Raw genomic sequence first — 23,490 nt, forward strand, 5'->3', positions numbered from 1 at the left:
AATGTTTTTGTGGTTATTAACATTATACAAAAGGTACAGGTATGTGTCTATTTTTTTATCAAATCACCGCGTGCATTTAATTATACAATTTATCAAAGAATTTACTTTTAACTATTAATCTTCAAAACATAGAACATCTTCTTTAATAATATTCATAATTTTGCTATAATTAAGGAGAACCACTATAGATAAAGGAGATGATTACAGTTATGAAAAGTGTTAAAGAGTTAAATTTAAATAAACTAAGGGAAAATAAGGACTATACAAAATCTCCTGAAGCCTGGGATGAACAAATATTTTATTTTTTACTTGTAGATAGATTTGCCAATGAAGAAGAATCTCCTCTTTATGATCAAAAAAATGACTATGAAAATGCACTTCAAAACGAAAAAAATAAAGAAAATTGGCATAGTTCTGGTGAGCAATGGGTTGGAGGCACATTAAAAGGTCTAACTAAGAAACTTGACTACTTAAAAGAACTTGGTGTTACAGTACTCTGGATAAGTCCCATTCTAAAGCAACCTGTTTTTTCTCAAAATTATCATGGTTATGGAATTCAAAACTTTTTGGAGATAGATCCCCATTTCGGAAATAAGAAGGACTTAAAAGAGCTGGTAGAAATAGCTCACTCAAAAGGAATCTTTATTATGCTCGATGTAATAATAAATCATTCTGGAGATGTTTTTGAATACAGAGATGATGAGCCAGCCTATACCGGTAAAGAATATGAAGTAAAAGCTTTTAGAGATGAAAATGGCAAGCCCTCCATTGATCCAATTAAACCTAATTTAGATCAAAACTATCCTGAGGGCGGTATCTGGCCGCAGGAATTATTTAGTTTAGATACTTTTACCCGCAAAGGCTATATTAGAGACTGGGATAATGACCCTGAATTCAGAGAAGGTGACTTTTTATCATTGAAAAATATTAACACCGGTCAGGGAGAAGTAAATAACTACCAGGCCTCAAAAGCCTTAAAAACAATGACTGACTGTTATAAATACTGGATTGCTTATGCTGATCTAGATGGCTTTAGACTTGACACGGTAAAACATTTAAGCCCAGGAGCCACCCGTTATTTTACAACTGAAATCAAAGAATTTGCTCAAACTTTAGGTAAAAAGAACTTTTTTATCATCGGTGAAATTACTGGAGGTATGGAATTTGCAAAAATGATCTGTGAGCAGACAGGTTTAAATGCAGCACTGGGAATAAATAAAATACCTGAAAACCTTGAAAATGTGGCTAAAGGTTATTATTCTGCTGAAAATTATTTTTCTATTTTTACCAACTCTAAAGTTCTTAGTGAAGGAGAACATCAGTGGTATCACAAAAATGTAATTACTATGTTTGATGACCATGATATGGTTTATCAGCAGCAGTATAAAGCACGATTTACTGCCGATGAGAAAACAGCACCTCTACTTAAAAATGCTATTTTCCTCAATTTCTTTACCGCTGGTATTCCCTGTGTCTATTATGGCACTGAACAAGGATTTGACGGCAGTGGTGACCATGATAAATATATCAGAGAGTCAATGTTTGGTGGAAAATTTGGGGCCTTTAGAACTCAAAATAGAAGTTTTTTTGATCAAGAAAATTCCATTTATCAGGAAATGAAAAAGCTGGCTGGGCTTAGAAAAAAATACATTAATTTAAGGGTCGGACGTCAGTATTTAAGAGAAATCTCGAATAACAGGAATTCCAATTTCCATCTTCCAACTGCAGAGGGTGATCGCTGTACAGAGATTATTGCCTGGTCGAGAATTCTCAGCCAGGAAGAACTTCTTTTGGCTGTAAATTGTGAGTTAGATAAAGAACAAAGTTCAAAAGTTATTGTAGATAATGAGCTCCATAATTTAGGTGATAAGTTTGTCTGTCTTTATTCTTCAAAAAAAGATGAGATAGGTACTGAACTTGAAGTAGTCAGGGGAGAACAGGGAAATAATTGTCTGGAAATCAGTCTCAAAGCTAAAGGCCGAGCAATTTATCAATCATTGTAAGTTTTGTTTAAATGGTTAATTCATTATTTTCTATTCTCGCTCATTTTTAAAATATCATAGCTAATAACCTTCTAAAAAAGGCTGGATTTTTTGCTCCAGCCTTTTCTAAAATAACTGCTAAATAAATATTAGTCGACTAACATTTATACCATATAGGAAATATCGGAGGATAAAGTCGGATAAGAAAATATCATCTTCTTGATTTCTGTTACCTTCATCTTTGTTTTTATGAACATTGCAAACAGGTTAATCACCTCTTCAGCATTAGGACCAATTAGGTGGGCACCTAAAACTATCTCGGTATCTTTATCTATAATAGTTTTAAAAGTATACTCCGGCACCTGCAGTCGGCGGGCATTGAACCAATCATTAGCCTCTTTATATTTAATTCGATAATTATAACCTTCTGCTTTCGCTGCTGTTTCAGTTAAGCCTACTGAAGCCATAGTTGGTAGTGTAAAGACAACCGTTGGCATTGGTGGATATTCCACTTTTTTCTGCTTAGCTTTAATTATATTACTGGCAGCTGTATATCCTTCCAGAACACCTACTGGAGTCAGAGGTAGGCCTGGAGAGTTGGCAGCATCTCCTGCAGCATAAACTCTGGGATTACTTGTACTCTGAAGATATCCATTAACTTCAATTCCTCTGCTGCTGTACTCGATATTAGCTTTTTCTAGCTCCAGGTCAAAGATTTTAGGAGGTCTTCCGGCTGAATTTATTACCATCTCTGCCTCAAAAAATTTAAATTCTCCGCTGGCATTTCCTTTCACACGGTAGCCCCTATCCAATTTTTCAATTCCGCAGACTTCTGTCTCTAAAACAAGATTAATACCCAGTTCTTCAGTAGCTTTAATTAAATGCTTAACTATATCTTCTTCAAAGTTTTTCAATGGAAGCTGACTGCGGTGGATAATTGTTACTTCAGCACCACAGCGAGCAGCAATATGAGCAAATTCAAAAGCAATATAACCTCCCCCAATAAAAAGTAAGGAGTCCGGCATATCTTTCATGTTAAGAAAATCTGTACTGGTCTGAGCAAACTCCCCGCCTGGAAAATCAAGTTTTCTCGGTGCAGCACCAGTGGCAATCGCTATTTTATCTGCTTCAATTTTTTCTTCCCCCACCTGCAGAGTGTTCTCAGACAAAAAACGTGCTGTTCCATGATACATAGTTATCCCTTTTTTTTCATAGCCTTTTTCAATTTTTGGTGGCATTTCATCTACAAATCGCTGTTTAAAGGCCATCACATCTTCCCAATTAATTTCAGGCACTTGATTGATTCCTTTACCCTGAAGATGTTTAGCATGATAATGTATCTCAGTTGGGCCAATCAAAACTTTTTTTGGATCACAGCCTCGAAGTGCACAGGTTCCACCATAAGGAAGTTCATCAGTAATCGCAACCTGCAGCCCCTTACCTGCTGCTTTTTGAGCAATACTCATTCCAGCCATTCCAGAACCAATCACAAACAAATCAAATTTTTTCATAATCAAAAAACTCCTCCCATTAGGTTCTCAAAATTAAATATCTGATTACAAGTTTCAGATCACTGCTAAATTACTCATTAAAGTATGTCAGAGAGTCAAGGAATTTATGAATTTTTAGCTCCAGCCTGATTAAAAACAATTAGAATTATCTTATATAATAATATTTAACTTATTATCTATTTATTCAAGAAACTTATTTCCTGTCAACTTAATATTCTCATAGAAATTAACATGAATGAACGGTTGATTTTGTCCATTAGGTAATTTAAATTGAGTTGGAAGTGGTTCAACTACAGGATGGCCTGCTGATACTTTTTCATTGGGCATTAACAAATGGATTTCTAATTCATCCTGCTGTACAATACTAAAATGTTATAACCTCACTATCACTTTTTAGATAATCTGTTAAAGGTTCTCCCATATATTTAACTTCAATACCCAGTTCTGCTAAACCATCTGCAACACCATACTGCTCAGCACAGGCCTGACAGGCTTCAACTTTAATATCTGCTTCAATAAATTCTTTAATCTGCTCCTGCAGTTCCCGGTCCTCACTTAATAGTTTTGAAGATGGACCCCAGACTACAAATTTAATATCCTGCCACCATCCCCGTTTTTTTGCATTAATTGTGTACATAAAAACCATTTTTTTAGCTACATCTGGATCACCACTTGTCCATAAAACAACTAAACTATTTTTATCTGCCATTTTATTCAGCTCCTTATAGTTATGTTATATTAATTTAATTTTTCCGCTCTTCTAAAATCGATCCCAAAGTTTTTGCAATTTTGTAAGCCTCTAACTTCTTTTCTTTTTGCTCTTCAAATTTCAGTGGGAGATGTCGATCCTCTATTTCATCCAAAAAGCCATGCCTGTCTACTACCGTGCCAGCTGCACAGTCAATCCCAAAGCCGCAGCTAAAACACTGAGAATACCCATCTACCTGAAATGTATCCAGAACCGCCATCTGATTTGAATCCATAACACGTTTAATATACTTTATTACTCCAGAGTTGATTTCTGGACCATCAACCGCTATTCCCACAGCTAATTTGCCGGCCAATTTATATTTTTCTAAATGTCTAAAACAGTATGTTCGCTCCAGACAGGCATGAGCCAGGGCATTTATAGTATCATAATAGTCAGGTGCCCCAAAAACAACTGCATCCGCTTTAAGCATTTTCCTACCGATTTCCTGCCAGTCATCTTCTACTTTACAGAAACTATCAGCTGCGCATCTTGTACAACCAATGCAGCCGTTAATTTTTTTACCTGCCAGAGATACATATTCATATTCCTGACCTGTTTTTTCTAAAATATATTTAATCACATCTGAAGTCGTCCCATCAGCTCTACCACTGCCGCTTATTCCTAGAATCAATTTATCATCCCTTCTAAATACTCAAACTCCGCATATCAATTATTCTTTTACAAATGCGGAGTTTAAGTAATAATAATTAAATCAAATTATTGTATTTCCATTTCACCTGTAACTTCACTATCCTCAGTAATCTCTGCAGATTTCTGATATTCTTCACTGGCATAATATATATTTCCTTCTACTGTTGCATCATAAAGAGTAAAACCGTTAGCCTCAACTATAATATCACCTTCAAAGATACCAGCCTGAAATCTTGTGTTGGGGCTTTTAATAACCATCTGAGGAGCTTTAATTGTATATCTCTCTGTCACATTATAATTATCATCCTGAGCATATGCAGCAATTTTACGATAAATTTTATTCTCGGAATTACCACCGTCATGGAAAGTACCTTCAACTACAATTTCTTCTTCAAAAGTTAAATCATTCAAGGTAGCAATTATCCAGGTTCCATCAGTACTAATGGCTTCCTTAAAAGCCTCTTTTTCGTTTACTATGGAAGCAGTTGTTACTGTATCGGCTGTTTCCTGCTGACTTTCATCTGCTGTATTACCTCCACAGGCCGCAAGTAAAAAAAGTGACAGCACAATAACTAAAGCAAAAGTTAATTTTTTTCTCATTTTTAATATTCACCTCCCTCTATAAATTATCAATAATTGTCTGAGGTTCTGTACGAACAGTATAATCGACATTCAGATCGACAAATTCTATTTTTCCCTCTTGATTTATAATATAGACTGCAGGCACGGGTAAAATCCATTCATCAAGTCCATTATATTCTGCAAGATCAAGCCCAAAGTTCTGATATAATTCTTTAACAACAGCTGGAACTTCAAATAGTACTTCATAATTAGCTGCTGTTTCTCCCTTTTGATCACTTAAGAGTTCAAATTCCAGCTCTTCCTTTTCCTTCTGACTCAGAGTATTATCCGGTGTCTGAGGGCTGACAGCAATTAATTGGGCACCTTTTTCTTTAATTTCAGGCAGAGCTTTTTGATAGGCTTTTAACTGCAGATTACAGTAAGGACACCAGCCGCCGCGATAAAAGACTAAAACTACCGGTCCTTTTTTTAATTCTTCTACTAAAGAAACTTCTTCACTCAGGTGATTTCTTAATTTAAAATTTGGGGCCCTGTCTCCAACTTTCAGACCATCTACCTCACCTGATTCTTCTAATTTCTGATTGGCTTCTGCAATTTTTTGCTGAATTTCTGCAGGGGTTTCATTATTTTTACCAAGGCGATTTAATTCTTCCTGTAGATTTTTAATCATAAATTTTCCCTCCATTTTTAAGTATTTTTTAATTATTATATGTTCAATCTCCTATTTGTGTTCAGCTTCCAGTTCTATTCCCAGGCCATCAGCTGTTCTATTTACATAATTGAAATAGGCAACTACCTGATTTAGGTCCAGAATATCTCTATCACTCAGCTCATATTTCCTTAATTGATTAAGGTCATCTTTTTTTATTGATGCTGGCTTTTTAGTTAGTTTAACAGCATAATCCAGCATAGCTTTTTCTTTTTTACTGATTGGTGCAGTTTTATAATCATCAAGAACACCATTTAGTATTTTTTCAGCCTTTTTATCATCTCTGATCAGCTTTTGGAGCGCCGCTCCATGATGAGTTTCAGTAGTGGCATTCATTGACATCAGAAACCACAGTTGCAATCATTTCTCGCTGCCTGCGGGAAATATTTGATCTGGCAAACATAATTGTTTTATAAATTTTAAGATGGTCCTCTAAAAGATCAGGATTTAATGATTGAACTTTTAGAACATGTGCCACCTCATTCTTGCCAGAACGGCTTAGCTTATCATAGAGTTCAGCCAATTTACCTTCTGCTTTTTCTTCATCTACCATATCTATCCACGCCATTTTAATCTCCTCCTTCGATTTTTTTAATCAATTCTTATATTGATAAGCAGCTGTTTAACCCGGAGTTAAATTATCCGAGTTACAGCTAAAATTTTTAATCTTCTTAGCAAAAATACTGCGAAAAGCTTATAATTAATAAGACTATCTTTAAAACCTACTTTTCGCAGTAGATTATTCACTCTAACTCAGATATTCATTAGCTCTTAGAGCAGCTTTAGCACCTTCTGCTGCAGAAACAATAATCTGTTTATCTTTAATATCTGTTACATCTCCGGCAGCAAAAATTCCTTCAATGCTTGTCTGATTATTTTCATCAATAATAATCTCATTGCCCTGATTAATCTCCAAATGATCACAGATAAAACCTGTATTGGGAATTAATCCAATTTCAATGAAGATTGCCTTCACCTTAAGTTCTCTTTCTTTACCAGTATTTAGATTTTTAATTCTTATCGATTCAACTTTCTGCTCACCATTAATTTCAGTAGTCTGATAGGATTTACAGACTTCTATTTTATCTGAGTTATTTACCTTATCCTGCAGGCTTTTATCACCTGAAAGCTGTTCTCCTCTAACAATCAAATAAACTTCAGTTGCAATCTTTGCCATATCTAAAGCTGCTTCCAGGCCAGAATTACCGCCACCAACGACAGCAACCGGTTGATTTTCATAGATATAGCCATCACAGGTGGCACAGTAACTTACACCCTTATCTTTTAGCTGATGTTCACCGGGAATTCCAAGGTGTCGCTTTTTAGTCCCAGCAGCTATTAAAACAGCTCTGGTATTAATCTTTTTATCACTTTTTGTGAGCAGAATATGTCCTTCTGTCTGGGGATTAATATCTGTAATTTCCTCTCCAAAAAGTGTATCAATATTATAGTTTCTAAGATGTTTTAAAAAATTCTGCATTAAATCAGGACCTGAAGTTCCGTATTCAGGTAGATAATTATCAATGGTGTCAGTTTCCAGCACCTGACCACCTATATCTCGGGCAACCATCAGAACTTTTAAGCCTTTTCTGGCAGCATAAACCGCAGCTGTCATTCCGGCCGGTCCGGCGCCAATTACAGCCAGGTCCCAGTCTTTTTCACTGCAGTTTGGTCTTTCAAATTCAATCAGATCATCAAGGCCACCAGAACTGACAAGCTCAATTAGGTTGTCATAACCTCCAACTTTCTTATCATTAATAAAAATCTGGGGTATGGTTTTTTTGCCGCTGCGCTCCACCATCTCCTGCTGCAGATCTTCATTATTTGTAATATCATAGTCAGTATAATCAAGACCTAGACTTTTAAGCATCGCCTTTGCTCGTCTACAATAAGGACACCAGGTTTTGCTATAGATTTCAATCTTTGGCTTGTTCATCAGATCAAATCCTTTCTTTTTTGATTTCAGGTTCAACAATATCTTTAATAGTGGTCTGTTCAAGTTCAAGCAACATTTTCTGATAGGCTTTTGCAAATACTCGATGGATTTTACACCTATCTTTAATTGAACATTCATGAATATCATCAACACATTCAAACACATTATCTTTAGCTTCAAAAAGTTCCATTATCTGAGCCAGGTTAATCTTTTCAGCATCTCCAGCTAAAGTATATCCCCCCTTTTTCCCTTCAGCTGAACTTACAATCCCAGCTGCTGATAATTTCTGCATAACCTTTGCCAGATAAGATGAAGAAACGTTTTCTATATCAGCTAACTCTTTCACTGAAAGTTCTTGGCTTTTATTTCTTGCTAAGATCATTAAAGCATGAACTGCATAATCTGTTTTTCTTGAAGTTTTCATATACTTAAAATATCTCCTTTTCAACTTTAATTCTAATTATATAAATGACAGGCAGCTAAATGACCTGATTCTACTGCCTTAAGTTCTGGCTCTATCTTTTTACATTTATCAAAACTATATTTGCAGCGGGGGTGAAAACTGCAGCCTGATGGTGGATTAATTGGACTTGGGACTTCTCCTTCTATTATTTCATGTTCCTTATAATTCCAGTCATCATTTATTCCTCTTAAGGCAGAAAATAAGGCTTCTGTATATGGGTGAACGGAATTATTGAAAATTGTGTCAGTATCTGTAATTTCTACTATTTTTCCTAAATACATTACTGCCACCTTATTGCTGATATATCTTACCTCATGTAAATTGTGAGAAATCCAGAGATAGGTCAGCTGATATTTTTGCTGAAGCTTTTTCATTAAATTCAAAACTGCTGACATTATTGAAATATCAAGACCTGAGGTTGGTTCATCACAGACAATAAATTCAGGCTGTAGGGCAAGAGCCCTGGCAATTCCAACTCTTCGAGCCTGGCCACCACTTAATTCATGGGGGAAAAGTTCAGAATATCTTTTAGAAAGTCCTACTAAATCCAATAGCTCCCAGACTCGATCCAGCAGATTAGAATCATCCTCAATTTGGTCATGGATGTATAGGGGTTCAGAAACTATCTCTTCCACAATAAAGCGCGGGTTCAAAGAAGAGCGGGGGTCCTGCAGAATCATCTGGGCATCTCTTCTAAAGGTTTTCAGCTCCTGTTTATTAAAATTATTAATCGACCTGCCTTTATAAAGAATTTCTCCAGCAGTTGGTTCAATTAACCTCAAAACAGAACGAGCTACCGTTGTTTTACCACAGCCACTTTCCCCGACTACAGCCAGAGTATCTTCCTTTTCTATCTTAAAACTTACATCATCAACTGCCTTAACCCTAATTGGACCTTTGTTGGCCAACTTATAAAGCAGGCCGTCATTATTAACAAAATATTTTTTTAAATTTTTAACTTCAACTAAAGCCATTTTTTATATCTCCTTAACAGTCATTTAAAAAACAGGCCGAAAAATGTTCTGAATCTATTTCTTCAAGCCCGGGATCTTCCTGTCGACAGCGCTCAAAACTGTAGCTGCAGCGGGGATGAAAATTACACCCGACTGGATAATTACCTGGGTCAGGAACCTGGCCGGGAATTGTCTGCAGTTCTTCTGTTTTCTGATAATCCGGCAGACAATTTAAAAGTGCCTCAGTATAAGGATGGTTAGGTTGATCAAATAAAACTCTGGTCTGAGCAACTTCAACTATCCGTCCTGCATACATTACGGCAATCCTGTCACTTAAACCAGCAACAACACCCAGATCATGGCTTATATAAAGAATCGATGTTTTGTATTCTTCAACCAAATTTGATAAAAGATTTAAAATTTGTGCCTCCACTGTCAGGTCAAGGGCTGTTGTCGGCTCATCAGCAATCAAAAGCGAGGGATTGGAAATAAAGGCCATAGCCAGCATCCCCCTTTGTTTCATCCCGCCGCTAAATTGATGGGGATATTCTCCAAATCTGTATTCTGGATCTGAGATTCCAACTTTTTTTAAAATTTCAACCGCTTCTTTTTTTAGCTCTTTCCGATTTTTTTGCTTTTTTGACTTAAAATAAAGTACGTCAAGGATTTGAGTCCCCACTTTAAAGACTGGATTTAAAGCATTCTGAGGATTCTGAATCACCATTGCCATTTCCTGACCCCGAATCTGATCATTAAAATCTTTTTCGGATAAATTGCAGATATCTTTTCCTTTAAAAAAAATGCTTCCACTTGCTATCCTGGCAGAATCAGGCAATAATCTTAAAATTGTTTTACCTAAAGTAGATTTACCAGAACCACTTTCTCCAACCAGAGCCAGGATCTCACCACTGTCAAGTTCCAGGTTTATATCCTGCAGCACCCTTAAATATTTTCCCTTATTTTTATATTCAACTGCTAAATCATTAATCTTTAAAATTTTATCGGGCATAAGAACTTATACCTCCTGATTCAATTTTGGATTTAAGGCCACCCGCAGACTCTCAGCAAAAGTAGAAAAGCCAAGCATAGTCAGCATTATTGCCAGAGCCGGCCAGAGAATCATTAAGGGAGCAGTCTGAATATACTGATATGACTCCTGCAGCATTACTCCCCAGCTGCTTAAAGGAGGCTGTAGGCCCAGGCCCAGAAAAGAAAGTCCTGCTTCCCACATGATCATTGAGGCCATATCCATTCCGCTTAAAACAAGAACAGAAGCAAAAATATTAGGCAGAATATGTTTAAAAATTATGCGGGAGTTATCTGCTCCCAGTGATCGGGCTGCTTCAACAAAATCCTCTTCCTTTTCAGAAAGTGTTTCTGCTCTGACAACTCTTCCATAGCGGGGCATAATAGTCACCCCAAGAATAACTATAACACTTAATAAGGAAGGACCAATAATAGAAAGCAAAACTAGAATTAGAATTATAGGTGGAAAAGCTCTGATTACATCGAAGATAAACAAAATTATACTCTCCAGTATTCCACCAACATAAGCTGCCAAAAGCCCAAGAATTATCCCAATGATGACTGAAATAATAATACCTCCAAAAGAAACTAGGACTGCCGGCCGAGCTGCATAGATTAAACGGCTTAAAATATCTCTGCCCAGGCTGTCTGTACCCAGTAAATTCTGCAGACTCGGTCCTTCCAACCTCTTAGTCACATTAGTTTTATAGGGGTCAGCAGGAGCAACCAGAGGCGCAAAAATGGCTGAAATCAAGATCAACATAATAATTGAGCCACCGAGATAGGCCTTATAATCTTTTTTCATTATCTTAATTACTCTAATACTCTTTTTTTTGAAGCGAAAAAATTTCTGGCTCTTAAACATCTTAAACCTCCAGCTGATTATTTTTGTTTGATTCTAGGATCAAAATAAGCATATGAAATGTCTGCGATTAAATTTGCAATCACAAATAATAGGGCAGCTACTAAAACCCCACCTCTAACCAGGGGAAGATCGCGTTCATTCACTGAGTCCACAATCAGTCTTCCCAGACCAGGCCTGTTAAAAATTACTTCCACAAAAACTGCTCCCCCAAGCAGCCTGCCAATGCCAAGTCCAATTACAGCAATAATCGGTTTGATTGCTTTTTTTAAGGCATATTTATAAAGTATATAATAGCGAGGAATACCAAAAGATTTTTCGGTCTGAATAAATTCCTGATCAAGAGTTTCGAGCATCGAACTTCTGGTTAAACGGGCAATATAACCTGTCCAGCCAACTGAAAGTGCCAGAGCCGGGCCAATTAAGTGATGAATAGTTTCTAATAAGCCACCATCACCAATTCCAATTGAAGGCAGCAGATTAAAATTAACTGAAAAAACAACTATTAATAATACTCCGGCAATATAGGTCGGAGTTGAAGCAGTAATAAATGAAACCATGGTTAAAAACTTTTCAAAATAACTGTTATTATAGTTTGCTGCCAGGAGACCAATAGATATTCCGTTAAAAACTGCCAGTCCCATTCCAGCCAGAGTTAAAATAACTGTATAGGGCAGAACATCTAAAATCACTTTTAATACTGAGCGATCTCTAAAAATTGAGGTTCCTAGATCACCTCTGATAATATTTTGTAAGTAGATTAGATAACTATGATACCAGGGTTTATCAAGCCCAAGTCGGCTTTCAAGTTCTGCAGCCATTTCGGGAGTAGCTCTTGGACCAAGTATAATATCAGCTGGATCTCCCGGTAGTAAGTAGCTCAAGCTGAATAAAACTAATAAGACTGTGAGAATAGTTGGAATTACCCATAAAAGTCGTTTTGTAATATAAATAAACATATGCTGATCCTCCAGCTTTCAAATTTCAAAAATGAAGATATCTAAATAAAACCTGAACCCAAAAATTTTAATTTAGATTCAGGTTTTGTTAATTTCTATTTATCACTACTTGTGATTAACCAGGGCAAAATTACTCCATCAGGAGAAAATACAGGCTCTACTTCAGTAGTCCAGGCAGGTGTTTTAACTCCATGGGTAACCCAGACTCCAATCGAATCATCATTCATCAACTTCTGCATTTTCTCGTAATTTTCAGCACGCTGGTCACTATCCAAAGTGGTTTCTGCCTGCTGCCAGAGTCTATCATATTCCTCATTTGACCAGTGGAATAAGTTCCATTTACCAATCTGCTCACTCAAATTCCATTGAAAATTATATCCTGGATCAACAGTATTGGTAAATCTGGTATAGGTAATATCATAGCTGCCATCCTGCCAGCGGTCAATTTTTGGTCCAACCTCTAAGGCTTCTATATTTAAATCAATATTAAAACGGGATAACTGATCCTGGATCAAAGCTCCAATTAATCTTCTTTCTTCGTTAGCATCAGTTACATATTCTAATTCAAGTCCCTCTCCTTCTGGATAACCTGCTTCTGCCAGCAAATTCCAGACATAATCTTCTCCGACATCTTCCAGTTTAAAAGCTGGAGCCTGCCAGTAGCCGGTCATATCTTCAAGTAAAATAGAGTAAGCTCTTTCTGCCTTGCCAGCGAAAGCTCCGATTAAAATTTCTTCTGGATTAATTATATACCTTAAGGCCTCTCGTAATTTTTTATTATTTAAAGGCTCCTTACTTGTATTAAAGGCAACATACTGTATTGCAAGGTCTGGATAAATTTCAGCCTCAAACTCTTCCATCTGACTTATCTGATCAAAGTTATCCAGAGTAAGCTGGCCAATATCTATTTCTCCCGACTGTAAAGCCAGCTCCTGAGATGTAGGATCAGACATCGGCATAAATACTATTTCACCATATTCTGCTTCTTTCTCAAAGTAATTATCATTTTTTTGTAAAGTTATATTATTGTTGACATCCCATTCTTCAAAGATATAAGGTCCTGTTCCAATTGGATTACTGGCAAATTCCTCTCTTCCCATCTCTTCAACTGCTTTTTTGCTGACAATCAAACCGGCATTAAACGGTAAGGTGGAAGTAAAAAGACTTCCCATTGGCTCAGTCAAAATCAATTTTACTGTATACTGATCGATAACTTCTACTCGCTCCAAATTAATAAATGACTGTGCTTCTGGAGAATTTGCATCTTCTGCTATTATTCTTTCAAAAGAAAACTTAACATCCTGGGCAGTAAATTCTCCGTAACCTTTATGGAACTCTATTCCTTCTTTCAGCTGAAAAGTTATTTCGGTGTTATCTTCCGAAATCTCCCATTCTTCTGCCAGGTCAGGTACTACCTCAAATGTCCCCGGTTCATATTTAACAAGTCCATTAAAGATTGAATTCATTACCGGCCAGTCAGATAAAACCCGCTGCAGATAGGCTGGATCAAGTGTCTGCGCTCTACCAGGAATGGCTATATTTAAACTGTCATCCTGAGCAGCTGCCGGATTAGTTAGAAGAGTTAAAAATAAAACAGTAATTATTAATAGATATATATATTTATTTTTTAACATTTTGACCTCCTTAAAAGACTTCTCAACAATTATCTGTATTCTGGATTTGGATGATCAAAGCTGCAGCCTGCATCCCAGGCACTGCGCTGATTTCCGTAAGCAGTAATTCCATCATTTTCTTTAAGCAACTTAGCCAGATGCATTAAATTCCAGGTCATAAAGGTTGTATTTCTCTGAGTAAAATCATTTTCCGGTCCACCAGAGTTATCATCTAAATAAGACGGACCCGGTCCAGCTTCACCAATCCAGCCTGCATCGGCCTGAGGGGGAATAGTAAAACCAAGGTGCTGTAAAGAATAAAGAATTCCCATTCCACAGTGTTTAATACCATCTTCATTTCCAGTAACTATACAGCCTCCCGCCCTTCCATAATAGGCATACTGTCCTTTATCATTAAGTTCTCCAGACTGACCATATAATCTCTCAATTACCCGCTGACAGACTGACGATTTCTCCCCCAGCCAGATTGGAGTACCTAAAATCAAAATATCTGCTACCATAACTTTTTCAAATATCTGGGGCCAGTCATCTTTTTCCAGACCCTTTTTTGTCATATCAGGCCAGACTCCTGGGGCAATATCATAATCAACTGCCCTCACCACTTCTACCTCAACCTCATTCTTTTCCATAATTGCCTTTGCTACATCCATTAAACCTCTTGTGTTTGAGGTCTGAGGCGATTTTTTTAAAGTACAGTTAATAAATAAAGCCTTTAAATCAGAAAAATCTTCGGTATTTTCTTCACATAACCTAATCTGTTTTTCATTTAACTCCATTTTTCAGCCTCCTTATTAACATAGATATTATTTATCCGCGTTTATGTTAAACTAATTATAATACAATGTTATGCATTTTACAAGCATCACCTATTAAACTTGATACTAATAAGAACTAAATCTTTTCAATATTGCATATATAAGCATTGATAATCTAATTAAAAAACCCCCAGAAAAGCTCCATTATTAAATGAATAAATGAAGCTTCTCTGCGGGTTAATCATCTCCAAAAGTATCAATCAACTGAGTCTTTTATTCAACTTCAGGAGCAGGGGTAACCATAAAATTAAAGTCTACACCTGGTACAACATCTCCCCAGGGCATTTCCATTTCTCGAACAGCTATATGTCTGAGCCAGTAACCTTCAGCTCCCGGGTCTCCACCATGACCACCTTCTGGTGATTCAGCTTTAAATTGATGGAAGTGAACAAAGCCAGGTATTTCTGGTTGAGATTCAGCTGTAAAACGACCACGAATAGCGTCACCTACATAAAGCAGCTCAGCTCCTTCTTCACTTATAGGTCGATCATAATGAAGAAATAGCCCCCTTCCTCCTCCAATATCTAGCCAGAGATGATCAGGTAAAGGTGGATCTACAGGCCAGTCCTGTGTCCATTTCCAATCAGTAACAGAGGCCAGACCATATTCGTCTAATGAAGTGCTCTCAAATTGAGCTGGTGGCTCAGTTGGCATAAAATCAAAGTCAACACCAGGATAAACTGAACCCCATGGTCTTTCAAGATCCTGAACGGCTACATGGGTTAACCAATAGCCATCCTCACCTGGAGATCCCCCATGTCCTGCTGCTGGAGAATCAGCAAAAAGCTTATGAAAGTGAGTATAAGCAGGATTAGCTGGTTTTTCTTCTGCAAAAAAGCGTCCACGCTTAGCCAGACCTACATACATTAGGTTTTCATTGAGAAATTCTGGATCAAAGGGATCTTCAACACCTTCCAGACTTTGATTAAAATGCAGGAAGAATGCTTCCTGTCCTCCACCTAAGTCAAGCCAGAGATGATCAGGCAGGGGTGGAGATACAGGCCATTCATCTGACCACTGCCAATCTGTAATTGATCCCTGAGCCCCCACCGCACCAGAAAACACCATAACTGAAAGGACAATAACTAACAAAGAACTTAAAAATAAATTTTTAGTTCTCATTTTAACTTTCCTCCTCTACTTCTGGATTCCCAACTATAACCTGACCTACCATGCCAATTCCTTCGTGGGGTAGACAGACTAAATAAAGAATTTTGTCTTGATCCGGCATTGTCAATGTTTCTGTTTTTTCGTCTCCACTGCTGAGAGAGATATTAACTAATGGGTTTTTTCTTTCGCTTTTAGAATGATAGATAGTAAAGGTGTGGAAAGCAGAACTTGGATTACTCACAATAAACTTCACTTTTTCTCCAGGGTTCAGTCTTATAATCTCTGGATCAAAAACAAAATTTAGTGTATCTACCTTTATAAACTTTATATTTTCCTCAGCAGTCATGTCTTCTTCTGCGTATACAGATCCGCTCAGTATAAATATCATCCCAATAATCAGCAGAAAAAACAATCTTAAATTTAAGTGAACTGTCTTCTTAGTTGATCTCATATTAATTCCTTCTTTCATATTAATCATTCTGATAATTATCTAACTAAATTTAGTAAACAAGATTCTCTATTGCTTCAGGAAAATAAGCGTGCCATGCAAACCACATAACATCATAAACAACCACTTCTATTAACTCATCCTCTTCTTTAACAAAAACCTTAACTGTATCCAAATTGCTGTCATAACGAGCTGTAAACTGCTCAGCTTCTATATCAAACTCAACTTTTTCTTCCATCCGAAGCAAGTTTTTTAAAATTGCGAAATTTATATTTTTATATTCTCCAGCAATTACTACTTCTTTCGGAGCTAGAGTGTCATCTTGAGCAAGTACAGGAAAAATCAGATCAGAGTTGGTATAATAATTATCTTCATCTTCTCCACTTTCTCTATAGGAACCATATGGATCTCGATCATAGTCTCTACTGTATCCAGTTTTTGTAGATAAAACCTGAGCCTGATCATATTTAGCTTGAACTAATTTCCATTTGCTCCAGATGACAGGAAATCTTTCCAGTCTCTCACCCTTAGCCGGCTCGGTAATTGCTGTCCCAAAGATCTGTGGCCAGTAACTCTCATTTGCTCTATCGTACATGATCAAATTGCTGTTAACCAGCTTACCAGAGGTGCCTAGCGTTGTCTCCTCGCTGCTGATTTTGCTATAATAACCGATAGCTGAACCGGTCAAAGGACAGTAAGTTATACTCATTTTTTCTCCTGCAACTTCCTCGTTAACAATCTCATGCCAGACCATAATCCTCTGGGGATATATAAAAACTTCTCCTTCTGTTTCAAGCACAAAAACTGCATCTTCAGAGTTCAGATAATTGTTAGCCTCTTCTATAGAAATATATTGAGGATTTTCCAGGGGAGGTATACCGTCTGGAGCTGGACCACCGCTTACAATGTTATCTGCCAGCAGTTCAATTTTATTCTGATCTTGAGCCTGCAAACTTCCAGTCAGGGTAAATATTAATAAAAGAATGAACATTGATGAATAAATTAACTTTTTTATTATAACCACCTCCTATGTTTCTATTATACTCCCACCCGGTATGATTAAACGTTATCTAAATAACATTACTTAAAAATATCTTGACAAAAACAGTTATTATTCTTTAAATAACAAAACCCCAGAAAAGCTCCATCAATAACTAAACAAAATGAAGTTTCTCTGAGGGTAAATCATCTCCAATTGAGACGCTAATTTTATTCGATTTTCCACCGTTATTTCACCGCAGTCAGCCTCAACCACCGTTAAATACCGCAGTAAAATATACAGTATTTTACAACTATATGGGATATTTCCAACGCTAGATTGCCGTTATGACAGGGATTATAAAGAAAGCTGCTAATATAAGGAACTTCGACAAAACTCTCCGAAGCCTTGAGCGTAGGTTCGACTCCTACCGGGGGCACCATATTGTTTATATAAAGTCAAAAAAATAACCAGACATTATGCCTGGAATAATCAAGTATGATTCAGAATATCTTTTATCGCTATTTTAAGTTGTGGTATTTTATTCTCAATTATATTCCAAACTATTTCTAGATCAACTCCAAAATGTCATTTAAATATACTTCAGGCCTGCGCATATTTAGCACTTCCTAAAATCTCTTCCTTTAATTCTTCTTTTAAGGCATCTTTAATCACAAGATCTACATCTTTATTTAAATTATCTTCAAGATAAAATTTTAAATCCATATAATTATCAAAGGTCTTCTCCCCTTCTTTAAATTCAACAAGAAGATCGATATCACTATTATTATTAGCCTGACCACTAACATATGAGCCAAATAAAGCAATACTTTTAATTCCAAATCTATTTAGTGTGTTTCTGTTCCGCTGCAAAAATTCAATAATTTTTTGACCTGTCATATTATCGACCTCCTATTTCGTTCTTCGATTTCAAGATCCTCATTCTTAGTATGAGCAACATAGAGTTCTCTTTCAGGGTTCTTCTTATGAAGTTCCCTATAAGCTTTCATCGCTTCATCGCTATTATTAAATTTATCAAGAACAGCTATTTTATCAACAACTCGTTTTCCATGGTCTGAATGAGCTTCAATCGCTTCTAGTAGGATCCAACTGTCAGGACATCCCTCTCTAATATCTTTCCATTTCATATTGAAATCCTTTCTTTATTAATTTCTTTTTCTATTATATCATAAAGAAATAAGTATAAAAACAAAAACCCCCAGAAAAGCTCCATCATTAACTGAACAAAATGAAGTTTCTCTGAGGGTAAATCATCTCCAACCATAGATTAATTTCCTTGCAATAAAAAAATCCCTGTCACCATTAGTTTAACAGGGGGAAATATACATAGTTCAACTTTTACTGATTAAAGAAATTATTTCTTCTCTTCTTTCTTTTCAATATCTTTCTTCTCAGGTTTTTTCTTACCTACTTTTTTCTTGTCTTTCATTTTTCAGCACCTCCCTGATATTTCATCTTACTAGTTTATCCTAAATTTATTATATTACATAAAACTCGAAATAATATCTAAATATTAATTCCAAATCTCTGTAATATAAATATCATTCCAAAATATACTGCAACCATTACCGCCGTTGAAATAGCTAAAGAAAAATAAAAGTTTAATTCAGTCTTTAATAATACCGGCAGAACTATAAAAAAAGACAGGGAAGGAATAACCATCCAGAAAACGCTCTTTGATAACTGAGCTACCTGAGTCTTGCTCTCAGTATCTATATAAAGCCAGATAATTCCTAAGTAAGATACCAAAGGAAGAGAAGCTAAAATTGCCCCCAAAAGCGAACTCCTTTTAGAAACTTCTGAAACAGCGACAATTATTACTGCTGAAATTATGGTTTTGAATATTAAATAGGCCATCAACATCTACCCCTTAATATTATGATCTTTATTAAATAAATCATTAGTAATCTCGGTAAATAAACTTTTTCTAAACTCTATAAAAATTTTTACTGCTCTGTCACCAACCCAATTATCTAACAACTGTTCTGGTAAAAATGGATCTTTTGTAATTATCGAGTAAAATTTCCAGCCGGTATATCCCAACAGGGGTAATAATTCTTCAGTTTTTAATTTTTTCTTTTTAATTTGCTCATTATTAGCCTTTACCATTGAGATTAATTCTGTATATTCTTCTTTTAACTTTCCCAGTTTAAATTCTTCTTTCAAAAAATCAGCAATATCTATTTGACCATTAACCTGAGTGTTTAAATTAAGATATGATATTTCCCTATCATTAAAAATAGGATCCAACTCACTTCCCATTTTATAAGCAGAAATCCAAACATTTGACTCAATTTCAGCATAACCTATTTCACCCATAATCTCAACTAAATCAGAATTTTGAGGGTTAGTTTTTCTAAAACCCTTAAATATATAGCAGTCCCAGTCAAAATTCCAACTATTACCTTGTCTTTTCTGGTATTTTAATTGAAAATATTTTAACCCTCTTCTCCAGATATCTATATATTCTTTACCGTCTTTATCCAGGCTATAATAAATTTTACTATTACTTTTTATCTTTTTTATTACCTTTGACCTTGACATCCTGGAAAGACCCATTCTGATTGAACTTTCACTTTTCCCAAAAGACTCTAAATAACGGATCAAATCCCTCTGCTCAATCTCTGCTGACATGTCCTTATATTCCTGTAATAAATTAAAGATAAATAAGACAATCCCGGTAACACTATCCCTATTCCTTATATTAACTGCCATTTTAGTCCACCCCATTTTAATAATATAAAGTAATATATTGAAATATTATAACTTTTTCCTGTATTTAAATCTCAGTCTAAGCCTTAAGATCTTCTTTTTATTATATCATTTTTCAAATTCTTCATCTTTCATTATTTTATATTTTGATAAGAACATTAATGTGCCAGTAATACCAGCTATAAAAAGTCCATAATCTTCCATAATATTTAAATTAACAGCTGCAAATGTTCCAATTATAGACCATATTAATGGTATCCAGATTAAATGTTTTGTTCTAATTTTATTAGCAAATAGTAAAACCCCAAATGTAAAAATAGCTGTCGGGCAGGGAGCCACTCCAAAACCAGGTGAAAATGGATATCCATGTCCCAGAAAATAACCTATTAGTGGATATATCAACATAGAATAAATAATAAAAATGCTGCCAATAATTGCATATCTGTCAAAATTCAAATTAAAACTAATATACTCTTTTATTAAACCAGCATATAAGATAATCAAAGCTTCTAAAATAAATAAAGCTCCAAAAGCATAAGCCATTTTGTTAATATCTGAGAAATTAGTTAAATGATAAAAGACTCCTATCCACAACCAATAAAAAGATAAAATTCCCATAATAATCTTATTAGAACTATTTTTCTCTTTTTTTAGAAAAAGCAATATCAAAAAACCTAATAAATAAAACACTATCTGCATTGGCCAGATTGATTGATTATAAATCTTGAAAACATTCATAAAATCTCTAACTGCAAATGGTAAACTCATTTTTATCACCTCAACTCTAATTTTTAAAGCTTTACTTAGACAATTTACACTGCAATTTTTATAACATTATATTTTATAATTAAATTATATGTTACAACATTATATTTGTCAAATTATTTTTGTGTTATTTGTTTTGAAAAATAAAACCTCAGCAAAGCTCCTTTATTGAATAAAAATTAAGTTTCTCTGAGGATACATCATCTTCAAAGGAATTATAATAGGTTTCGAAAGCTTTAAAATTATATTATTATCCTAATTATTTCAATTTCTTAGTGACCACTGCCAGTGTTTCTGATTCTTTAGAATAATCGCTGCCCATCATATCAGAGTAATAGCTATGGTTTGCAAATCCAAATTTATTTAATAAATTAGTAATACTCTCTTTAGTATAAAAATGATTAAAAATTCTATAGGTTCTAATTTCATCCTCTTCCGTTATTACTAGAGTTTGATCTAAAAATGTATCTGCTTCTGCATAAAAGAAACTTTCTTTTAGAGCAAGATAGGTCTTTTCACTCCAAAATCCTCCATTTTTAACTTCCCAACTTTTATCTAAAAGATCTTTGCTTCTATTTTTATCTGTAAATACATCAAAAATGAATATTCCACCCGGTTTTAAAGCTCTATAAACCTTATCTAATAAAATATCCCTCTCTTTGTTAGTTAGCGCTCCCAGATCACAAAAAATAAGCATAATTACATCAAACTCAGATTCAAAATCAATTGTTAAATAGTTTTGATAAATATATTCAATGTTTAAATCATTTTCTTTAATCTGCTTTTTTGCATAATTTATTGAACGCTCAGAATAATCTATTCCAGTTACAGAATATCCTGACTCAGCTAAACGAGACGCATATAAACCCGGGCCACAACCTAGGTCTAGAATTTCAATATTTTTATTTAAAAAAATTTCTTTATTAAGCCATTTAACTGACCTGTCTATAATAGAAATTTTTCTACTTGCTGCATTCGAGTCAGGATTAAGATGAGCTTCAAGCATTTTTTTAGAAATATGTGAGTCATCCCAGAAAGCTGTTTTACTTCTTTCAAATAATTTAGGTTTTTGAGACAAACTTATAAGTTTATTAATATTCATTTAAAAATAACTCCTTTTCTTGTCCTCTTTTTTGTTTCATCTGCCGGATAACCAAAAGCAATAATTTCTTTTGAAATAGATTTCCCTGAAAAATCACAAACACTGGCCCTTTCCTGCAACAATTCTAATAACATCATTATAATTATTCCCACTTTCTTATTTAACTATTTTTAGGTGATAAATCACGCATAAATATCATAGCTATCTTCAATGCAAACCCGGTACTTCTCTTTCCCCATTCAATATGGAATTATAAAAATTTGCTGCTGCTTTATCTACAGTATTATCCTGTTTAACAGCTGCTTTATCAGTTAAATCCCATGGCGGTGACATATAAGTGATTTCATCAACTATTTCTGGACCAACCCCAAAAGTATTACGCATAGCATCTATAGTTTCTTCCATTCCTGCACCACCAGAATTAGCTATTAACATTAGTTTCTGATCAAAAAATTGCGGTCTATGATTAGAATAAGCAAAACGATCAATAAAATTTTTCATTAACCAACTTACATTATAAACATAACCTGGAGAACTTAAGATTACTCCATCGGTATTTCCTATTTTTTCTTCAATTTTATTAGCATCATCTTCTATAGGGCAAAATTTCCTTCCCTTTGAAATACATAAAAAACAACCTCTACATAATTTTAGATCAGCATCTTTTAAAAATAAATATTCAAAATCAAGTTTCCCAAGTCTTTTCATTTTCTTTTCTACTTTTTCAACTATTCTAGATCCCTGACCTTTACCTCTGGGACTGCCAATTACTGCCAGTATTTTCATCAACTAACACTCCTTTTTCTTATCTTAATTGTTCTTTCCTAAAATATTATCAAGAATTCTATCCATTAAGTTATCTCTTTCTTGATCATCAAAGAAATCCATCCCGGTTAATTTTTCAAATATATCAGCACGCAAAAATATATGCTGTATAGCTGCTAATTGCTGCTCTGCTATGATTTTAAGCTCCAGCTCATTTTTTTTACTTCCATAAACTTCCTTCAGCTGAGCCGAAATAGATTTTAAAAGTTGGCTGCTGTTATCATTTTCACTACCATTATTCAAATCATTTAAAATAGAAACTCTTGCAATCCCGGGGTTTTGAGCCAAAAATTTTGCAGCCTGTTTTAATCTAATCCTCATTTTCTCTTCTGGACTTAAGTTTGAATTCTGATACTGCTCACCTGCACTGCTTATTACTCTACTAATAAATGATTCTACTGCTTTATTAATTAAATTAGCCTTTGTCTGAAAATGATAATTTATCATACTTATTGCTACTTCAGCTTCTTTTGCAATCCGACGAATTGTTATTTTGCTGACATCTTTTTCTTCCCTGATTAAATCAATAGTAACCTTAATAATCTTATTTTTAGTATCTAAATCCTCATTTTTCATAATCAGCCCTCCTGGTTTAAATGCGTTACGTCAAATCTAATAGTTTTTTTAAAAATATTAATAGTTATCATAGTTGTCAGGTTAGGAATCTGTATAAAATGCAGGAATCCCCTCCCCT

The 23,490-nt window shown here is 35.1% G+C and carries 29 protein-coding genes; 1 reads left to right on the forward strand and 28 read right to left on the reverse strand.

Annotated elements, in window-relative coordinates:
* Positions 1-209 precede the first annotated feature (209 nt).
* Positions 210-2,003 carry an alpha-amylase family glycosyl hydrolase gene (locus DFR80_RS13595; RefSeq protein WP_114490295.1) on the forward strand — a complete coding sequence of 598 codons (1,794 nt, stop codon included), beginning with the start codon at positions 210-212 and terminating at the stop codon, positions 2,001-2,003.
* Positions 2,004-2,146: 143 nt separating this feature from the next.
* Here the strand turns inward: DFR80_RS13595 and DFR80_RS13600 are convergent, their stop codons facing one another.
* The 28 genes from DFR80_RS13600 to DFR80_RS13730 all read right to left on the reverse strand — a co-directional run bounded on the left by DFR80_RS13600 (position 2,147) and on the right by DFR80_RS13730 (position 23,372).
* A complete protein-coding gene (locus tag DFR80_RS13600; protein WP_114490296.1) occupies positions 2,147-3,493 on the reverse strand; it encodes an NAD(P)/FAD-dependent oxidoreductase in 1,347 nt (448 codons plus the stop codon).
* A gap of 180 nt (positions 3,494-3,673) precedes the next feature.
* The gene (locus DFR80_RS15225; protein WP_158537728.1) at positions 3,674-3,820 is read right to left on the reverse strand and encodes a hypothetical protein; all 147 of its coding nucleotides are present in this window, start codon (positions 3,818-3,820) and stop codon (positions 3,674-3,676) included.
* Between the two features lie 37 nt (positions 3,821-3,857).
* Positions 3,858-4,202, reverse strand: a complete 345-nt coding sequence (locus tag DFR80_RS13605) for a DsrE family protein (RefSeq protein WP_114490297.1) — start codon at positions 4,200-4,202, stop codon at positions 3,858-3,860.
* 34 nt (positions 4,203-4,236) lie between these two features.
* The gene (locus tag DFR80_RS13610; RefSeq protein ID WP_114490298.1) at positions 4,237-4,875 is read right to left on the reverse strand and encodes a flavodoxin family protein; all 639 of its coding nucleotides are present in this window, start codon (positions 4,873-4,875) and stop codon (positions 4,237-4,239) included.
* 86 nt (positions 4,876-4,961) lie between these two features.
* A complete protein-coding gene (locus DFR80_RS13615) occupies positions 4,962-5,495 on the reverse strand; it encodes a hypothetical protein (RefSeq protein WP_114490299.1) in 534 nt (177 codons plus the stop codon).
* Positions 5,496-5,514: 19 nt separating this feature from the next.
* The gene (locus tag DFR80_RS13620) at positions 5,515-6,147 is read right to left on the reverse strand and encodes a peroxiredoxin-like family protein (RefSeq protein ID WP_114490300.1); all 633 of its coding nucleotides are present in this window, start codon (positions 6,145-6,147) and stop codon (positions 5,515-5,517) included.
* A 51-nt stretch (positions 6,148-6,198) separates the two neighbouring features.
* Positions 6,199-6,528, reverse strand: a complete 330-nt coding sequence (locus tag DFR80_RS13625) for a peroxidase (RefSeq protein WP_233493902.1) — start codon at positions 6,526-6,528, stop codon at positions 6,199-6,201.
* A complete protein-coding gene (locus DFR80_RS13630; protein WP_114490301.1) occupies positions 6,506-6,754 on the reverse strand; it encodes a peroxidase in 249 nt (82 codons plus the stop codon). The genes DFR80_RS13625 and DFR80_RS13630 overlap by 23 nt, the downstream gene beginning before the upstream one ends.
* Before the next feature lie 180 nt (positions 6,755-6,934).
* Positions 6,935-8,122 (reverse strand): glutaredoxin 3, encoded by a 1,188-nt coding sequence (grxC, locus tag DFR80_RS13635; protein ID WP_114490302.1) that lies wholly within the window; start codon positions 8,120-8,122, stop codon positions 6,935-6,937.
* Between the two features lie 4 nt (positions 8,123-8,126).
* Positions 8,127-8,546, reverse strand: coding sequence for an Rrf2 family transcriptional regulator (locus tag DFR80_RS13640; protein WP_114490303.1), 420 nt, complete (start codon positions 8,544-8,546; stop codon positions 8,127-8,129).
* A gap of 32 nt (positions 8,547-8,578) precedes the next feature.
* Positions 8,579-9,559: an ABC transporter ATP-binding protein gene (locus DFR80_RS13645; RefSeq protein ID WP_114490304.1), complete on the reverse strand. Its 981-nt coding sequence runs from the start codon at positions 9,557-9,559 to the stop codon at positions 8,579-8,581.
* Positions 9,560-9,572: 13 nt separating this feature from the next.
* The gene (locus DFR80_RS13650) at positions 9,573-10,547 is read right to left on the reverse strand and encodes an ABC transporter ATP-binding protein (RefSeq protein ID WP_114490305.1); all 975 of its coding nucleotides are present in this window, start codon (positions 10,545-10,547) and stop codon (positions 9,573-9,575) included.
* Between the two features lie 6 nt (positions 10,548-10,553).
* Entirely contained in the window at positions 10,554-11,429 is an 876-nt protein-coding gene (locus DFR80_RS13655) for an ABC transporter permease (protein ID WP_114490306.1), read from the reverse strand.
* 17 nt (positions 11,430-11,446) lie between these two features.
* Positions 11,447-12,385, reverse strand: coding sequence for an ABC transporter permease (locus DFR80_RS13660; RefSeq protein ID WP_114490307.1), 939 nt, complete (start codon positions 12,383-12,385; stop codon positions 11,447-11,449).
* 95 nt (positions 12,386-12,480) lie between these two features.
* Complete coding sequence (locus DFR80_RS13665) at positions 12,481-14,019, reverse strand: ABC transporter substrate-binding protein (protein ID WP_114490308.1); 1,539 nt, start codon at positions 14,017-14,019, stop codon at positions 12,481-12,483.
* 29 nt (positions 14,020-14,048) lie between these two features.
* Positions 14,049-14,795: a flavodoxin family protein gene (locus tag DFR80_RS13670; RefSeq protein WP_114490309.1), complete on the reverse strand. Its 747-nt coding sequence runs from the start codon at positions 14,793-14,795 to the stop codon at positions 14,049-14,051.
* Positions 14,796-15,047: 252 nt separating this feature from the next.
* The gene (locus DFR80_RS13675; RefSeq protein ID WP_114490310.1) at positions 15,048-15,956 is read right to left on the reverse strand and encodes a hypothetical protein; all 909 of its coding nucleotides are present in this window, start codon (positions 15,954-15,956) and stop codon (positions 15,048-15,050) included.
* 1 nt (position 15,957) lies between these two features.
* Positions 15,958-16,395, reverse strand: a complete 438-nt coding sequence (locus tag DFR80_RS13680; RefSeq protein ID WP_158537729.1) for a plastocyanin/azurin family copper-binding protein — start codon at positions 16,393-16,395, stop codon at positions 15,958-15,960.
* Between the two features lie 49 nt (positions 16,396-16,444).
* On the reverse strand, positions 16,445-17,383 hold the full coding sequence (locus DFR80_RS13685) for a DUF3179 domain-containing protein (protein ID WP_114490312.1): 939 nt from the start codon (positions 17,381-17,383) through the stop codon (positions 16,445-16,447).
* 591 nt (positions 17,384-17,974) lie between these two features.
* On the reverse strand, positions 17,975-18,271 hold the full coding sequence (locus DFR80_RS13695; protein ID WP_114490313.1) for a nucleotidyltransferase family protein: 297 nt from the start codon (positions 18,269-18,271) through the stop codon (positions 17,975-17,977).
* The gene (locus DFR80_RS13700; protein ID WP_114490314.1) at positions 18,268-18,519 is read right to left on the reverse strand and encodes a hypothetical protein; all 252 of its coding nucleotides are present in this window, start codon (positions 18,517-18,519) and stop codon (positions 18,268-18,270) included. Before DFR80_RS13700 ends, DFR80_RS13695 begins: the two co-directional genes overlap by 4 nt.
* Positions 18,520-18,898: 379 nt before the next feature.
* The gene (locus DFR80_RS13705) at positions 18,899-19,249 is read right to left on the reverse strand and encodes a DUF3147 family protein (protein WP_114490315.1); all 351 of its coding nucleotides are present in this window, start codon (positions 19,247-19,249) and stop codon (positions 18,899-18,901) included.
* A gap of 6 nt (positions 19,250-19,255) precedes the next feature.
* A complete protein-coding gene (locus DFR80_RS13710) occupies positions 19,256-20,107 on the reverse strand; it encodes a PaaX family transcriptional regulator C-terminal domain-containing protein (protein ID WP_158537730.1) in 852 nt (283 codons plus the stop codon).
* 105 nt (positions 20,108-20,212) lie between these two features.
* Entirely contained in the window at positions 20,213-20,872 is a 660-nt protein-coding gene (locus DFR80_RS13715) for a DUF6064 family protein (protein ID WP_114490317.1), read from the reverse strand.
* Positions 20,873-21,128: 256 nt separating this feature from the next.
* Positions 21,129-21,971, reverse strand: a complete 843-nt coding sequence (locus DFR80_RS13720) for a class I SAM-dependent methyltransferase (RefSeq protein ID WP_114490318.1) — start codon at positions 21,969-21,971, stop codon at positions 21,129-21,131.
* Positions 21,968-22,108 carry a hypothetical protein gene (locus DFR80_RS15230; RefSeq protein WP_158537731.1) on the reverse strand — a complete coding sequence of 47 codons (141 nt, stop codon included), beginning with the start codon at positions 22,106-22,108 and terminating at the stop codon, positions 21,968-21,970. The genes DFR80_RS13720 and DFR80_RS15230 overlap by 4 nt, the downstream gene beginning before the upstream one ends.
* A gap of 70 nt (positions 22,109-22,178) precedes the next feature.
* Positions 22,179-22,757, reverse strand: a complete 579-nt coding sequence (locus DFR80_RS13725) for a flavodoxin family protein (protein WP_114490319.1) — start codon at positions 22,755-22,757, stop codon at positions 22,179-22,181.
* Between the two features lie 24 nt (positions 22,758-22,781).
* Positions 22,782-23,372, reverse strand: a complete 591-nt coding sequence (locus DFR80_RS13730; protein ID WP_114490320.1) for a TetR/AcrR family transcriptional regulator — start codon at positions 23,370-23,372, stop codon at positions 22,782-22,784.
* Positions 23,373-23,490: the final 118 nt, after the last annotated feature.

The sequence above is a fragment of the Halanaerobium sp. ST460_2HS_T2 genome, assembly GCF_003337665.1.
Taxonomy (GTDB): Bacteria; Bacillota; Halanaerobiia; order Halanaerobiales; family Halanaerobiaceae; genus Halanaerobium; species Halanaerobium kushneri.